The 15,739-nt window shown below is 60.6% G+C and carries 14 protein-coding genes; 6 read left to right on the top strand and 8 right to left on the bottom strand.

Annotation, left to right across the window (positions count from 1 at the left end):
- Positions 1–402 precede the first annotated feature (402 nt).
- Positions 403–2,484: a M3 family metallopeptidase gene (locus RZS28_RS06550; protein WP_407340527.1), complete on the top strand. Its 2,082-nt coding sequence runs from the start codon at positions 403–405 to the stop codon at positions 2,482–2,484.
- Here RZS28_RS06550 and RZS28_RS06545 read toward each other — a convergent pair.
- Positions 2,481–2,945: a DUF1178 family protein gene (locus RZS28_RS06545; RefSeq protein WP_407340526.1), complete on the bottom strand. Its 465-nt coding sequence runs from the start codon at positions 2,943–2,945 to the stop codon at positions 2,481–2,483. The two genes, RZS28_RS06550 and RZS28_RS06545, sit on opposite strands and share 4 nt — an antisense overlap.
- On the bottom strand, positions 2,942–3,208 hold the full coding sequence (gene grxC / locus RZS28_RS06540) for a glutaredoxin 3 (RefSeq protein WP_407340525.1): 267 nt from the start codon (positions 3,206–3,208) through the stop codon (positions 2,942–2,944). The genes RZS28_RS06545 and grxC overlap by 4 nt, the downstream gene beginning before the upstream one ends.
- Positions 3,209–3,378: 170 nt before the next feature.
- On the opposite strand from grxC, the gene irrA reads away from it, so the two are divergent.
- Both irrA and hemH read left to right on the top strand, forming a co-directional pair.
- Complete coding sequence (gene irrA / locus RZS28_RS06535) at positions 3,379–3,879, top strand: iron response transcriptional regulator IrrA (protein WP_407340524.1); 501 nt, start codon at positions 3,379–3,381, stop codon at positions 3,877–3,879.
- Between the two features lie 208 nt (positions 3,880–4,087).
- Positions 4,088–5,149: a ferrochelatase gene (gene hemH / locus RZS28_RS06530; protein ID WP_407340523.1), complete on the top strand. Its 1,062-nt coding sequence runs from the start codon at positions 4,088–4,090 to the stop codon at positions 5,147–5,149.
- Here the strand turns inward: hemH and galE are convergent.
- A complete protein-coding gene (galE, locus tag RZS28_RS06525) occupies positions 5,146–6,153 on the bottom strand; it encodes a UDP-glucose 4-epimerase GalE (protein ID WP_407340522.1) in 1,008 nt (335 codons plus the stop codon). The two genes, hemH and galE, sit on opposite strands and share 4 nt — an antisense overlap.
- 514 nt (positions 6,154–6,667) lie before the next feature.
- Here galE and galU point away from each other — a divergent pair.
- Positions 6,668–7,558, top strand: coding sequence for a UTP--glucose-1-phosphate uridylyltransferase GalU (gene galU / locus RZS28_RS06520; RefSeq protein WP_407340521.1), 891 nt, complete (start codon positions 6,668–6,670; stop codon positions 7,556–7,558).
- Positions 7,559–7,588: 30 nt separating this feature from the next.
- Here galU and RZS28_RS06515 read toward each other — a convergent pair whose 3' ends face one another.
- The 3 genes from RZS28_RS06515 to RZS28_RS06505 all read right to left on the bottom strand — a co-directional run bounded on the left by RZS28_RS06515 (position 7,589) and on the right by RZS28_RS06505 (position 10,183).
- Positions 7,589–8,686 carry an alkene reductase gene (locus tag RZS28_RS06515; RefSeq protein WP_407340520.1) on the bottom strand — a complete coding sequence of 366 codons (1,098 nt, stop codon included), beginning with the start codon at positions 8,684–8,686 and terminating at the stop codon, positions 7,589–7,591.
- Positions 8,687–8,883: 197 nt separating this feature from the next.
- Entirely contained in the window at positions 8,884–9,138 is a 255-nt protein-coding gene (locus RZS28_RS06510) for a DUF2312 domain-containing protein (protein WP_407340519.1), read from the bottom strand.
- Between the two features lie 238 nt (positions 9,139–9,376).
- Entirely contained in the window at positions 9,377–10,183 is an 807-nt protein-coding gene (locus tag RZS28_RS06505; protein ID WP_407340518.1) for an N-formylglutamate amidohydrolase, read from the bottom strand.
- A 381-nt stretch (positions 10,184–10,564) separates the two neighbouring features.
- On the opposite strand from RZS28_RS06505, the gene RZS28_RS06500 reads away from it, so the two are divergent.
- Together RZS28_RS06500 and pyk are read left to right on the top strand one after the other, a co-directional pair.
- A complete protein-coding gene (locus tag RZS28_RS06500; protein WP_407340517.1) occupies positions 10,565–10,996 on the top strand; it encodes a DUF1036 domain-containing protein in 432 nt (143 codons plus the stop codon).
- Between the two features lie 20 nt (positions 10,997–11,016).
- Positions 11,017–12,453, top strand: a complete 1,437-nt coding sequence (pyk, locus tag RZS28_RS06495) for a pyruvate kinase (RefSeq protein WP_407340516.1) — start codon at positions 11,017–11,019, stop codon at positions 12,451–12,453.
- Between the two features lie 109 nt (positions 12,454–12,562).
- Here the strand turns inward: pyk and RZS28_RS06490 are convergent, their stop codons facing one another.
- Together RZS28_RS06490 and RZS28_RS06485 are read right to left on the bottom strand one after the other, a co-directional pair.
- On the bottom strand, positions 12,563–13,351 hold the full coding sequence (locus RZS28_RS06490; protein WP_407340515.1) for an ETX/MTX2 family pore-forming toxin: 789 nt from the start codon (positions 13,349–13,351) through the stop codon (positions 12,563–12,565).
- Between the two features lie 134 nt (positions 13,352–13,485).
- Positions 13,486–15,696 carry a PBP1A family penicillin-binding protein gene (locus tag RZS28_RS06485; RefSeq protein WP_407340514.1) on the bottom strand — a complete coding sequence of 737 codons (2,211 nt, stop codon included), beginning with the start codon at positions 15,694–15,696 and terminating at the stop codon, positions 13,486–13,488.
- Between the last annotated feature and the right edge of the window lie 43 nt (positions 15,697–15,739).

The following is a 15,739-nucleotide window of genomic DNA, read 5'->3' as shown; positions in this document are numbered from 1 at the left end:
AGACACAGATCTGTATTTTGGGGTGATCATTAAGATACGACATTTCACCTGTCGCAGGATATAATTTAACATTTGTCATCAGCCGACCAAATGTTTTAAGTTTGGGTTTAGCTAGGCGCATTTTTATTTGATTTTGTCTTGCTCCTACTTGACCCAGACTCAGCAGTCCCATCAGCCAGGACTATTTTGACCCAAAGTTGTCAAAAGCGGCTGTAGCAAAACATATCGCGAGAAACCGGTGGCGAAGGTCCCTTCAAACGCGGCTGCTCAAAAGCGGCGCAGACCCGGGGTTTCAATCTGACCAGATCCCCACGCGCCAGATGAATTGTATCTCTCCGCCCAAACTCACTATATTGAGCGCTCGCATAAAAACTGGATCGCCCCGACATGGATCAGACAAGCATGAGCGAGCCGAACCCGCTTCTCGAACCCTGGACGGGGCCGTTCGAGGCGCCGCCTTTCCATCGCTTCGCTGCGGAGCATTTCAGGCCCGGTTTCGAGGCGGCGCTCGCCGAGCAGCGCGCCGAGATTGCGGCCATTGCGGCCAATCCCGAGCCGCCCACATTCGAGAACACGATCGGCGCGCTGGAGCGCTCGGGGCATGCCCTGGATCGGGTCGCTTCCGTCTTCTTCAATCTCGCCGGCTCACACACGAATGACGAGCTCCAGGCCATAGAGCGCGAGATCGCGCCCGCGCTTTCGCGTCATCGCAGCGAAATCTACCTGAACGACGCGCTGTTTCGCCGGGTCGAAGCGCTGGAGGCTCGGCGCGAAAAACTCGGCCTCGACGCCGAGCAGGCGCGGGTGCTTGAACGCTATTATATCGCTTTCAAGCGCCAAGGAGGTGGCCTGCCGGCGGGGGCCAAGGCGCGGCTCGCCGGGATCGGCGAGCGTCTCGCCACGCTCGGCACGGCCTTCGGCCAGAATGTGCTCGCTGATGAGAAAGACTATCTCCTGGTGCTTCAGGCGCCGGAGGATCTCGCCGGCCTGCCGCCCTCGCTTGTCGCCGCCGCGGCCCAGACGGCGGCGGATCGCGGGCTTCCCGGCAAGCACGCCGTCAGCCTGGCGCGCTCCAGCATCGAGCCTTTCCTGCAATTTTCGGCGCGGCGCGACCTGCGCGAAAAAGCCTTCCGCGCCTGGGCCTTGCGGGGCGAGACTGGCGGCGCGACGGATAATCGCCTGATCGCCGCGGAGATGGTCCAGCTTCGCGCCGAGCGGGCTAAGCTTCTGGGCTATGAGACATTCGCCCATTTCCGCCTCGCCGACCGGATGGCGAAAACGCCGGACGCTGCGCTCGGCCTTTTGCATTCAGTCTGGGAGCGGGCTCGGGCCCGCGCGCTTAACGAGCAGGAGGCTTTGCAGGCGCTTGTCGCCGAGGAAGGCGGCAATTTCCAGGTGGCGCCTTGGGACTGGCGCTACTATGCCGAAAAGCGCCGCAAGGCCTTGTTCGACCTCGATGAAGGGGAGACGAAGCCCTATCTTCAGCTCGACAAATTGATCGAGGCGGCCTTCTATACGGCGAATCGTCTGTTCGGCCTCTCCTTTGTCGAGCGCAAGGATATCCCGCTTTATCACGCGGAAGCGCGCTCGTGGACGGTCGTCGGGCCGGACGGCAAGGAGGTCGCGCTTTTCATCGGCGATTATTTCGCCAGATCGTCCAAGCGCAGCGGCGCCTGGATGAGCTCATTCCGGGATCAGCGCAGGCTCGATGGCGAAGTGCTGCCGATCATCGTCAATGTGCTGAATTTCGCCAAGGCGGGCGAGAACGATCCCTGCCTTTTGAGCTTCGACGACGCGCATACGCTGTTTCACGAATTTGGCCACGCGCTGCACGGCATGCTGTCGAATGTGACCTATCCCTTCATATCGGGCACGAGCGTCGCCCAGGATTTCGTCGAATTTCCTTCTCAGCTCTATGAGCACTGGCTGGAGCAGCCGGAGATCCTGCGCCGGTTCGCCGTCCATCATGAATCCGGGGAGCCGATGCCGGAGGCGCTGCTGCAGCGGCTTTTGTCGGCGCGCCAGTTCAACCAAGGCTTCGCCACGGTCGAATTCACCGCCTCCGCCTTGGTCGATCTCGGCCTTCACTTGGAGCCGGAGCCGGGCGCGATCGACGTTCTCGCTTTCGAGAAGAAGGAGCTCGAGAGGCTCGGGATGCCGGACGCCATCGTGATGCGCCACCGCACCCCGCATTTTCAGCATATTTTCTCCGGCGACGGCTATTCATCGGGCTATTACAGCTACCTATGGTCGGAAATTCTCGACGCCGATGGTTTTGAAGCCTTCGAGGAGAGCGGCGATATTTTTGATCCCGCGATCGCGAAGAGGCTGCATGAATATGTCTATTCGGCCGGCTATAGCCGCGATCCGGAGACGGCCTATAAAGGGTTCCGGGGCCGCGCGCCTTCGCCCGAAGCGCTTTTGCGCAAACGCGGGCTCGCCGACGCGCCGGGGGCGGATCGCGTCAAGGCGACGCGGTCCTAATTATAATCGCCTGGAAACGTCGGAATCGGCAAAATTCCGACGCCTTCCTCGATCAAGGCCTGCGCTTCCTCGAAGCTCGCGAGGCCATGGATGGCGCGCTCGGGGGCAAGCCCCTGGTGGATCTTGCGCGCCTCTTCGGAAAAGCGCGCGCCCACATTGTCCGTATGTTCGAAAATGCGATTGCGGACGTCCTCGATCATCGCGCGCAGCTCCCGGTCGCCGTCATTAAGTAAGGCGACATTCGCGGCCGGTTCGGCGGGCGTCGGGGCTTTAGCGGGAAGCAGTTCGTCACGGCGATGGTTTGCGATGGCCGGCGCCATGATGGCCTTCGCCACCTTTGCCGTCCGGCATGCGGGACAAAGGATGAGGCCAACCTCGGCCTGATGGTCGAAAGCCGCTCCATTTTGGAACCAGCTCTCGAATTCATGCCCGCTCGCGCAAACCAAGGCGAACTTAATCATCGCGCCAAGTCTGCCAAAAGCAGGTCGAGCTTACCTGCGTAATGCAGCTCGTATAGATCGTCGCAGCCGCCGATATGCATGTCGTCGAAAAAGATTTGCGGCACGGTCATCCGGCCATCTGCTCTTTCCATCATCTTCATTCGGCCCGCTGGGTCATTGTCGACGGGGATCTCGGTGAATTCGAGGCTCTTTTTGCGTAATAGCTCCTTGGCTCGACGGCAATAGGGACAAGTGGCTGTCGTATATATCGTGATCTGCGGCATTGGGGGCGGCCTTTCTCGACCGGTTATATGGGGAACCCGGTCGATAGCTCAAGCAGCGCCCATGCCAGGGAAAAAGCGGCTGGTTGCCGAATGGCGAGGAATGCCTTATCTTTCAAAAGATTCGCCCGCCGGCCCTGCGCCGGATAAGCTGTAATGAGGTAGCTGTCCGCATGGCCCCTAGCAAGGCGCCCTCCAAACGCTCGATGAAGTCGCGTCGCGCCGACCACGCGAAAGCGCCGCTTGGCTCGCTGGCGGGATGCCCGTTTCACGATTTGCGCGTGAAATTGTGCGCGGCCGGGCTTCGGCCGACGCGGCAGAGGATCGCGCTTGGCTGGCTGCTCTTCGCCAAGGGCGACCGCCATCTCACCGCTGAAAGGCTGCAGGAGGAAGCCCAGGCCTCCCGCGTTTCGATTTCGCTCGCGACGATCTACAACAGCCTGCATCAGTTCACGGAAGCGAGCCTATTGCGCGAGATCGCCATAGACGGATCCAGAACCTATTTTGACACCAATGTCACCGACCATCATCATTTTCTCGTTGAAGGCGCGAATATTCTAATCGACATCCCGCAGGTCGCGGTCGATCTTCTGCGCTTGCCCCCGCCGCCCGCGGGTAAGCGCATCGCGCAAGTCGACGTCATCGTCAAGCTGCGCGACGTCGAACTCGCCTGACGACTCCTAGCCGCTTCTCCTCGGATTGCGCCGGCCCTACTTGTTTGCCCGCGAGTGGGCGCATGACCCAACCTAGGGCGAGACCGTTCGTTTCGAATCATCCCGACGAATTATGAGGATAATTCCCTTTCGTGATTTCTCTGTCACTGCGAAAGCGTATTAAGAGGTCTAGCTGCAGCGCAACCTCAGGCAGTCGGGCTTTGAAAAAATGACACAGTCGGACGCCCACGCAAATAAGAACGCCCCGGTCCCACACAGCAAGATCGGGATCCTTCTCGTCAATCTCGGCACGCCGAGCGCGCCGCGGTTCTGGCCGGTCCGGCGCTTTCTGAAGGAGTTTTTGTCCGATCGGCGCGTCGTCGATGCGCCCCGGATCATCTGGTGGCCTATTTTACAATCGATCCTGTGGCTGCGGCCGGGTCGCCTAGCCAAGAAATACGCCGAGATCTGGAATAAGACGCTTAATGAAGGTCCGCTGAAATCGATCACACGTTCGCAGGCAGAAAAGCTCGCCGCGTGGATCAGGGCTGGGGGACTCGAAAAGCACAAGCCGGGCCGGGCGGCCGACGAGGTCTTCATCGCCTGGGCCATGCGCTACGGGGAGCCAGGGATTGGCTCCGCCGTCAAGAATCTCCAAGCGCATGGCTGTGCAAGAATTCTGGTCGTTCCGCTTTACCCGCAATATGCCGCGGCGACGACCGCGTCGGCATACGACAAGGTGTTCGCGACCTTGGAGCACATGCAATGGGACCCTGCGGTGCGTTTCGCGCCGCCTTATTTCGATGATCGGGCCTATATAGACGTTCTCGCGACCTCTTTGCGCGCGGCGATCTCGCGTCTCGATTTTGTCCCCGAGATGATCCTTGTCTCCTTCCACGGCCTTCCGAAGGCCGAGATCGACAAGGGCGATCCCTATCTCGACCAATGCCGCGAGACTTGGCGTCTGCTTCGCGAAGACCTGAGGCTCGGCGAAGATCGATGCCCGATCAGCTTCCAATCACGCTTTGGCGCGAAGGAATGGCTGCAGCCTTACACGGATGCGACGGTGAAGCGCCTGGCGCGCGAGGGCGTCAAGAATCTAGTCGTCATCACGCCCGGATTTGCCGCCGATTGTCTCGAGACGCTTCATGAAATCGCCATCGAGAACCGCGCCATCTTTACCGAGAACGGCGGTCAAAACTTCGCCCTGATCCCCTGTCTCAACGATAGCGAACTGGGGATGATGGTCATTTTCGATCTCGTCGCGCGCGAAATTCGGGGATGGATTTAAACCTTTTGCCGGTCTGCCTCAATGGATCGGTTGTGCAGGCGGCGCTCCCAATCGAGCGCCTGGCGGACGATTTCGCCGACATCGTCATGGCGGGGCGTCCAATGCAGCATCGTCCTGATGCGGTCGGCCCCCGCGACAAGCGAGGCCGGATCGCCGGGACGCCGGCCGGAAATCCGCACATCGAACTTGACGCCGGACACTTGCTTGACGACATCGACGACCTCGAGCACCGAAAGGCCCCGGCCGTAGCCGCAATTGCAGGTCAGGCTCTCGCCGCCTTTGCGAAGATGGGCAAGCGCCAATAAATGCGCGTCAATGAGATCGGTGACTTGAATATAGTCGCGGATGCAGGAGCCGTCTCGGGTCGGGTAATCCGCGCCGAAGACGTCGACTCCCTTGCGATGCCCAAGCGCCGCTTGCACCGCCACCTTTATGAGATGCGTCGCCTTGGGCGACGACTGGCCGAGGCGGCCCTTCGGATCGGCGCCGGCGACATTGAAATAGCGCAGGACCGCAAAACGGAGATCATGCGCCTTCGCAACGTCCTGCAGCATCCATTCGACCATGAGCTTGGAGCGCCCATAAGGGTTAATTGGGGCGAGGGGGGTCTGTTCCGAGATGGGGCTGATTTCGGGCTCGCCATAGACCGCCGCGGTTGACGAAAAAATGAAATGCTTGATCTTGTGGCGGACGGCGCATTCGAGCAGGCTGAGCGCCTTGGCGGTGTTGTTGTGGTAATAGGCGATCGGGTCCGCGACGGATTCCGGCACGACGATCTTGGCAGCGAAATGCGCGATGGCGTCGACGCCGTGCTCAGCCAAGATGGCGTCGACAAGTTGCGCATCGCCGAAATCGCCGATGATCAGCTTCGCCGCCTCGGGGACGGCCCATCGAAACCCGGTCGACAAATTATCGAGGACAACGACCTGCTCGCCTGCGTCGAGAAGGGCGAGAACCATATGCCCGCCGATATAGCCCGCGCCGCCCGTGACTAGAACCGTCATGTTCGCTCCACTCGAATTAGACGCCGCCGCGCCGATTTTTTAGGGGCCTCCGGCGCCGATGTCGTTCGTGCAAAATTCAACAAGACCCATCAAATTGAATAATAGACAATTTAATTGCCTACAATTTACTTATACGTTCTGCCGTCGGTTTTGTGCTTTTCCAAACCTCCGGATAGCGCGAAGTCATGCGATCGACAAGGAACTGAGCCAAATTGGCGGAGCGGAACTCGGCGTAATCGAAAAATCGAGCAATCTTTCTGAGCGATGCTCGGAACAATCGGGCGGTCCCGAGCGATCGTGCTTTTGCAAGCCAAATGGCGAACCAAATCTGCGGCGATGCTCGGAGGAAAACGGAGACCCGATAAAAGCCACATGGCGACATATAATCGACAACGGTCGAATTCGCACAACGCTCCCGCAGCATCTCGATGACAATCGAGCCTTTATATTTCCGTATCATAGTTCGCTATGATAAATCGAAAATCGATACAGCGCAGCTTCTCAGGAACGAGATATGACCAAACGCATTCGTAAGGCGGTCTTTCCGGTCGCGGGTTTGGGAACGAGATTTCTCCCCGCCACCAAATCAATCCCGAAGGAAATGCTGACCATCGTGGACCGCCCTGTGCTCCAGCATGTCGTCGAAGAAGCTCGGGAAGCTGGGATCGAGCATTTCATCTTCGTGACGGGGCGCAACAAGGCGGTCATCGAGGACCATTTCGACATCGCCTATGAGCTCGAGGAGACTTTGCAGAAACGCGGCAAGCTCAAGGAATACCAGGCGCTAACCGAACAGCTTCCACCCGCCGGCGCAACGAGTTTCACGCGCCAACAGGCTCCGCTCGGGCTCGGCCATGCGGTTTGGTGCGCGCGGGAGCTTGTCGGCGACGAACCATTCGCGGTGCTGCTTCCCGACATGGTGACAATGCCCGCCCCCGCGCAAAGGGACCGCTGCCTCGCCCAATGCATCGAAGCCTATGCGACGCATGGCGGCAATATTATCGCGGTGGAGGAGACGCCGTGGGAGGAGGCGCATCAATATGGAATCGTCTCCGTCGGCAAGGATTTCGGCCGCAGCTTTGAGATAACCGGAATGGTCGAAAAGCCGCCGAAGGGGACGGCGCCTTCGAATCTGATGATCTCCGGGCGTTACATCCTTGGTCCGGAGATTTTTCGAATTCTCGAAAAGGGCGAAAAAGGCGCGGGCGGCGAGATTCAGCTGACCGACGGCATGAAGACGCTGTCCAAGCATCAGCCCTTCCACGGCGTCCGCTTCGACGGCAAGACTTTCGATTGCGGTTCGAAATTAGGCTTTCTCGCAGCCAATGTCGCTTTCGCGCTTACCAATCCCGAGATCGCGGCGCCGTTCAAGGCCGAACTGCAAAAGATCTTCGGGACCTTGTGACAGCCTCGGCTGGCGACAAGGCCGGGGCCTTTACGCCAGCTCGCCAAGAGTCGGGTAATCCGTATAGCCTTCCTCGTCGCCGCCGTAAAAGGTCTCCCGATTGGGCTCGGTTAGCGGCGCGTTCCGGCGCAAACGTTCGACAAGGTCGGGATTTGAAATAAAGAGCTTGCCGAAAGCAATGAGGTCGGCGCGGTTCTCGTGCAAGACCTTGATGGCGAGATCGCGAGTATAGCTGTTATTGGCGATATAGGCCCCGGAGAAGGCTTTGCGCAAAGCGACGAAATCGAATGGCGCATTGTCGCGCGGTCCACCCGTCGCCCCTTCGATGACGTGAATATAGCCGAGGCCGCGCGCGCTCAAGCGCTCTACTAGATAGGTGAAGATCTTTTCCGGCTGGCTGTCCACCGCGTCATTGGCGGGGCTCACCGGCGACAGACGGATGCCGATGCGAGCCTTGTCCCACACGCTGAGGATTGCGTCGGCGACTTCGAGCGCGAAACGCGCCCGGTTCTCGATCGATCCGCCATAGGCGTCGGACCGCTTGTTCGCCCCATCCTTCAAGAATTGGTCGATCAAATAGCCATTGGCGCCATGGATCTCGACGCCATCAAATCCGGCAAGCTTGGCGTTTTCAGCCGCTTTCCGGTAGTCGGCGACGATTCCGGGGATCTCTCCAAGCTCCAAAGCCCGGGGCTCCGAGACGTCGGCGAAGCCGCTCTCGATGAAGGTCTTGGTCTTGCCGGCGATGGCGGAGGGCGCCACCGGCTGCTTTCCGCCCGGCTGGAGCGAGACATGCGACACGCGCCCGACATGCCAAAGCTGAATGAAAATCAGACCGCCTTCGTGATGCACGGCCTCGGTCACTTTCCGCCAGCCATCGACCTGGGCCTCGCTGTAAATGCCTGGCGTCCAGATATAGCCTTGTCCCTGTTGCGAAATTTGCGACGCTTCGCTGATGATCAGGCCTGCTGACGCGCGCTGGCGATAATAATTTGCATTGAGGTCGTTCGGCGCATCCGTCCCTCGCGTCGCCCGATTGCGGGTCAAAGGCGCCATGACGACTCGGTTCTTCAAGTGAAGATCGCCAAGTTGAAAGGGCGAGAAGAGAACGCTGGCGTCGAGCGTCATCGCGGCAACTCCTTATCCAGTCCTGCGCTGCGCTTGCCGCCGAAAACTCCTCCGGCGAGAAAAGCGTCATTCGCGAACTTAACATAGGCCTGCCTGGCTTTTATTGCGGGTGCGAACAAAACAATTTGAACAGCGTGCGGCCGGAGTCCGAAGCCATTTGCTGGACGAAGCTGTAAAATCCGGCTCGGCGCGTTTTCTCAAATCATCTTCAAGGCCGACATGTAGAGTTCGAGAATGGCTTCCATTTCCTTGCGCTCGGAATGGTCCTGTTTCCGAATTTTGATGATCTGCCGCACGGCTTTCACATCGAAGCCGCGCCCTTTCATCTCCGCGTAGACGTCGCGAATATCATCGGAAATCGCTTTTTTCTCCTCTTCGAGCCTTTCGATCCTCTCCACGAACTGCTGCAGCTCTTGCGCCGCGACTCCGGTTTCGGCGATATCTGCCGTCATCAACGACATTCCTTTTCGCGATTGGCCGCCGCTGTCAGGCAGGGCGGCGCGTAGACTTTAAAGACATTTTGCCGCATGCGCCGGACAAGGCGAAGGCGAGTTGAAGCTCGCAATGCGGCCTTGGCGAGCGATCGTCAAGGCGCGCAAGAGGACAATCCCCGCAATCCTGCCGACCATGCCGATACGCATGGAGCGAGACGCTCCTTGAATGTGGCGGATGCGCGGCCCGCGCCTATGTTCACGCGTGTCGCCCAGTGCGGCTCTTATGGAATTCTATTTTATGAAGCTCCGGGCGTCCGAGAATTGGGCGCAGGATCGGCGCAAGCCGGTCCGCCCAGGCGTCCGCCTCGTCCTTCTTGGCGACCAGATCCTGGCGAGTCTCGATAAGGACGCCGGCGAGGCCGCGCCGGGTGACTTCCTCGTCCAACGTGTCTCCGGCGAGAGCGCCGTCATAAGGCTCATTGTCGCCGACGATAACCCCGTCCTCGGCGAGCGCCGCGATCAGGGGCTTGGCGAAACGCGGATCGGTATCCCAGAGGATGCCGATCTCCCAGGGCCTTGCCTTCGTCTTCCAGAATGGCGTGAACGTATGGATCGAAATGATGGCGGGCAGCGGACCCAAGGCGATCATCGATTCGATCTTCGTGGCGATCGCTTCGCGGTAGGGCCGCCAATAGAGGTTGCGGCGACATTCGATCTCTTGCGGGCCGATGCGCGCATTGCCGGGGATGAGATTGCCGTCCGAAATTCGCATGACGAGAGTTGGATCGTCCGCGCCGCGATTGGGATCGATGAGGAGGCGCGAAAAACGGCTGAGGATCGCAGGGGCCTCCAAAAGCTCGGCAAGACGGCGCGTCATCCAGGCTGCGCCAATATCATAGGCGATATGGCGCTCGAGCTGGCTCGGCGGCAAGCCGAGCGCGCCATAGGACTGCGGAAGCGCATTGGTCGCATGATCGCAAAGGAGGAGGACGCCGGCGTCGGGGCGCCCATCGATCCGCTCGACTGGATCATGCGCCGCGTCCGGTCGCGGCGAAACCGGCATGGCCGTCTCCACAATTCGATTTTGCCGAGGAGGTGAACATTTGACGCGAAGCGGAGATAGAAGCCTGTCAGGAAAATGCCGAAAAATAAATGGATAGTGCATTTTCCATAGCAGTGGAAAGAGGTCTCGCGCTTGCGTTAAAGTTTCGCTTGCGCATCGAAGCGAGAGGCGTCAATCGTGCAGCCTAAAGCATGTCCCCAAAAAGTTGACCGTTTTTTTCGATAAGAGCGTATTTTTCAGCGCTTCGAATTTGAGCGCTTCCCGCTCGCGCGAGCGGGAAGCGCTCAAGCGTTCGAGGCTTGGCTTGGCGCTTTGCGTTCGCCGGCGCCTTGACCAAAGAAGCTCTTCGAGAATTGACAGGCGACCGCGATCTTGACGGCGATGAAACAAGCTATTATCCCGCCCATCATGGCGCTTGCGGCCATCTGGGCCGTAATGACTCCGGCGCGCGCCGATTTTCGTCTTTGCAACAATACGAGCAGCCGGGTCAGCGTATCGCTCGCCTATACCGACGGCGAGACCTGGGTCAGCGAAGGCTGGTGGAATTTGAAGGCCAGCGCGTGCGAGACCTTGGTGCGCGGTCCCCTAGCGGCCGAATTCTACTATGTCTACGCAATGGACGAACGCGGCGGCGAATGGAAAGGCAAGGCCTTCATGTGCACGCGCGACCGCGAATTCCGCATCCTCGGACGTGAGGATTGCTTTGTTCGCGGGTTCGATCGCACCGGGTTTTTCGAAGTTGACACAGGCAAGGAAGCAAAAAACTGGACCGTTCAATTGACCGATCCTGCGCTAGTTCGACCAAGTCCTTGAATTCAGTTGACGAGGCTTCAATGCGGCGTCTGCGTCGGTGCAAGATCATAGCGACCCTGGGGCCTGCGTCGGCAAATCCCGCGATGCTCGCCGCGCTGTTTCATGCCGGCGCCGATGTCTTCCGCATCAACATGAGCCACGCCACGCATGACCAAATGCGCGAGCAGGTCGGCATGATCCGCGCGCTCGAAAAGGAATGCGGCCGCGCGATCGGAATCCTGCTCGACATTCAAGGTCCCAAGCTGCGCATCGGCGCATTCAAGGATCGCGCCGTCAAGCTCGTCAAGGGCGCGACCTTCACCCTCGACTCCAGCCTGGAGCCCGGCGACCAAACCCGCGTTAATCTGCCTCACCCGGAGATTTTGCGCGCGCTGGAGCCCGGCCATACGTTGCTCATCGACGACGGCAAGGTGCGGCTTCATGTGATTGTCGCCGATGCGGCCCGCGCGGTCGCAATTGTCGATGTCGCCGGCGAGATCTCCAACCGCAAGGGCGTCAGCCTCCCCGATACCGAGATCCCGGTTTCGGCGATCACCGACAAGGATCGCGCCGACCTCGAGGCCGGCCTCGAAGCGGGCGTGGATTGGGTGGCCGTCTCCTTTGTGCAACGGCCGGAAGACGTTATCGAGGTCAAGAAGCTCACCCGCGGGCGGGCGCTGGTGATGTCGAAGATCGAAAAGCCGCAGGCGATTTCGCGCCTCGATGAAATCGTCGAGATTTCCGACGGATTGATGGTCGCGCGCGGCGACCTCGGCGTCGAAATGCCGCTCGAAAAAGTGCCCGGCCTGCAAAAGCGCATCAACCGCACCTCTCGCCGGCTCGGCAAGCCCGTCGTCGTCGCGACGCAGATGCTCGAATCGATGATCTCCGCGCCGGTGCCGACCCGCGCGGAAGTGTCGGACGTGGCCACCGCCGTTTTCGAAGGCGCCGACGCCGTCATGCTGTCGGCTGAAAGCGCCGCCGGCCAATATCCGGCGGAGGCGGTCGCGACCATGAACAAGATCGCCGAGGAAGTTGAGCGCGACGCTTATTATCGCAGCATCATCAATGCGCAGCGCGCCGCCGTTCCAGAGGCGACCGGGGCCGACGCGATCGCCGTCGCCGCGCGCAATGTGGCCGAGACGCTCGATATGAAGGCGATCGTCGCCTGGACGTCCTCCGGCGCGACCGCCTTTCGCATCGCGCGGGAGAGGCCACAGGCGCCTATTCTCGCCCTGACGCCGAACCGCGAGACCGCGGGCCGGCTCGCCATCAGCTGGGGCGTGCATGCGGTCGTCACCAAGGACGCGCATGACATCGACGACATGGCGAAGCGCGCCGAAAAATTCGCCACGCGAGAAGGTTTCGCCAAGGCCGGCGACCGCATCATCATCGTCGCCGGCGTCCCATTCGGCACGCCAGGAGCCACGAATATGGTCCGCATCGCTTTTCTCGACGGAGAATCGGGCTCGGCCTGAACGCGCTTTCCGCCGCCCTCGCGCCCGGGGACGATCGATAAGGCCGGAAGCGCTTTCCAATCGAATAGTTTCCGGAAAGCGCTCCCGACGATCAGGGGCCGTCAAACTGCTACAGAATCGGCAGATTGACCGGCGTGACCTCCACATAGATCTTGGCGGCTTCCGAGCCCGTGATCGTTCCTGACAGCACGAAAGAGCGCTCGTCGTCGGACATCATATCGACGATAGGAACGACCCAGCTCGTGTAGCCCTGATCGCCCTTGAGCTTGACTTCAATGAGGGCGTTCCCATCAAGGACCTTCACATTGCAGTGGAAGGGGGCGTCGAGCTTCGCAATGCGAATATAGCCGGTGGCTTTCACGGCCGTGCGGGGCTTCACCGTGATCTTTTCCGAGAAGCTCCATTTCGTCGTATCGACAGTCGTGAAGCTTTGCTCGGCTGAAAAGCTGACCTCGGCGCTGATTTCGACATTGGCTTCGCCGACAAATGGCAGCTTGACTTTCGCGCCAGCCTTGGTCCCCACCTTGAGGCCTTCCGTAAATTTGAAGGACTGGCCGTCTTGGCGAGAATATTCATAGGCGAAAGTCGCTTCCAACGGATCGTCGGGCGAGGCGTTCACATAGGTTTGCTCGCAGGCGGCCAGGTCCTTGAATGTAGGCGCCATGTCCGCGTAGGTGAAGTCGCTGATCAGCAAGCCATAGGTTGTCTGATAGAATTCGGTCGCCTTCGTCTCGACCGACGCAAGCTTCGCCGCATCGCTGTTTCTTCCAACCGACGTCAAATAATCGGTCAGTCGCTCGACCAACGTCGCTTGGTCGATGGTCTGGAATTTTGCATGCAGCGCGCCGTTGATGTCGAGTTCGCTGGCCGCCTGGATGTTCATTACTGGAAAGTTCATCTTCAATCTCCTGTTTGCCGCCAGGGCTTGATCGCCGCTGGACGCAATTTGGAGATAGCCTTGAACGAAACGCGCAGAGGTGGGTTTTCCCACGTTTCGACAATGGGCTGGCTTCGTTCGGCGGGGGAACGCGATTAGCCGCCGAAAAGCGTATCGAAAAAGTTGCGCCCTCCTGCCGGCGCCGAGTGCGATCGCCGAGGCTCGCTCACGTTGGGGATCAATCCTGGAGGCGTCAGTCCGCTGCTTCCGGTGCTGGCTTCGACCGGCGCGGATGAAGGCGCTTGCGCGGCTCGGCTTGTCGCTCCCGGCACGTCGGCGGGAGGCGCGAGCCGCCCGCTTGTCCCTTGCTGCGTTTCGCCCGAGAAAGGCGCGCCGACCGGGCGGGGGGGAAGATTGATCGTCGCCACTGGCAGAGCCGGATTGAAGTCTTGCGGGGCGCCGCCCTGCCAAATCCCGCCGGGAAGCGGTTGCGGCGGCGCGCCTTGATGCGCAAAGCGCATGAAGCGCGACCAGATCTCGACCGGGAGACTGCCGCCGGAAGTCTTTTTCGTCGGCGAGCTGTCGTCATTGCCGAGCCATACGCCGGTCACGAGATGGCTCGTATAGCCAATGAACCAGGCGTCGCGCCAATCCTGGCTGGTGCCGGTCTTGCCGGCCGCCTGCCAGCCGGGCAGATCGGCCTTGCGCGCCGTGCCGGTCAGCAAGGTCTCCTGCATCATGGCGTTCATCATCGCCACATGGCTTTGATCGATCACGCGGCCATTGCTTGCGCCTTTGCGCTGATAGAGGAGCTTGCCGCTATTTGTCTTCACTTTTGAGATGATCTGCGCCTGGACGCCAATGCCGCCGTTCGCGAAAGGCGCATAGGCGGTCACGAGCTCGAGCGGCGTGACCTCGCTGGTGCCGAGCGCGATGGAGGCGTTTGGCGCGAGGTCAGAGACGATTCCGAGACGATGCGCCACCTTGATGATCGCCTTTGGGCCGACCTCGAGTCCGAGCCGCACCGCGACGGTGTTCAGCGACTGCGACAGGGCCTTGGCGAGCGTGATGCGGCCAAGATATTCATGCCCATAATTTTCCGGCTGCCACCCCTTCACGTTGATCGGGGCGTCCTCGCGCACCGAGGCGGGAGTCAGCCCTTTTTCCAGCGCCGCCAGGTAGACGAAAGGCTTGAACGCCGAGCCCGGCTGCCGTTTCGCCGAGGCCGCGCGGTCGAACTGGCTGTCGGCGTAATTGCGTCCGCCGACCAGCGCCTTGATCGCCCCGTCGGGATCCATTGCGACAAGCGCTCCTTGGCCCACTCCGAAGGCCGCGCCCTTGCGATCGAGCTCTTCCGCCAGCGCCTTTTCCGCGGCCGCCTGCAGGTCCGGGTTCAAGGTCGTTGAGACGACGATGTCTTCATCGATCGCGCCGATCGTGTCGTCGAGGACGTCCATCACGTAATCGGCGGCGTAATTGACCGAACCTGCCCCTTGCTCGTGGACGGCCTCCGCCGGATGGCTGAGCGCGAGCATGCCCATGGCGTCGGTGATGAAGCCTTCCTGGACCATCGCCGCGATGACCTGCGTGGCCCGCTCGCGCGCCGCAGCCGGATTGCGGTTCGGCGCGAGCTTGGTCGGCGCCTTCATCAGCCCCGCCAGCGTCGCGGCTTCCGCCAAGGTGACGTTGCGCGCCCCATGGCCAAAATATTTCCGCGTCGCCGCCTCGACGCCATAGGCGCCGGAACCGAAATAGACTCGGTTCAAGTAAAGCTCGAGGATCTGATTTTTCGAATATCCATGCTCGAGCCAGAGGGCGAGAATCGCCTCCTGGATCTTGCGTGAAAATGTCCGCTCCTGGGTCAGGAAGAGATTCTTGGCGAGCTGCTGAGTCAGCGTCGAGCCCCCCTGCACGGCGCCGCCGCCGATCAGGTTGCGCGTGGCGGCGCGCAGGATGCCGAGCGGATCAACGCCGAAATGCGAATAGAAGCGGCGATCTTCAATCGCGACGAAGGCTTTGGGGAGATAGGGCGGCAGATCCGCGATGCGCACGGCGGCGCCTCCGGTGTCGCCGCGATTGGCGAGAAGCGCTCCATTGTCGGCGAGAATTGCGATATTCGGCGGACGCTTCGGGACCGCCAGCGCGTCGATCGGAGGCAGTTTCGCCGCGTAAATGGCGATGATCCCGGCGCAGCCTATGGCCGCCCAGACGCTGAGCGTGGCGCACCAGTAAAGCATGGCCGCAAGCGGAGACCGGCGTTTTCTGCGCGCTCCAGCGCGGCGCGGCTTATTCCCCTCGCCGTCAGCGTCCCGCGACGGCGGATTGAAGGTCGGTTCGCGGCGCTCGGCCGTCCTGCGCTTTGCCATATCTGTCGCGCCGCCGTCTCGTCGAAACGCCCCGACCCTCGCT

It is taken from the genome of Methylocapsa polymorpha, assembly GCF_045689225.1.
GTDB lineage: Bacteria > Pseudomonadota > Alphaproteobacteria > Rhizobiales > Beijerinckiaceae > Methylocapsa > Methylocapsa polymorpha.
Note: the sequence above shows the minus strand (reverse complement) of the source record. Positions and strands in the feature narration are given on the sequence as shown.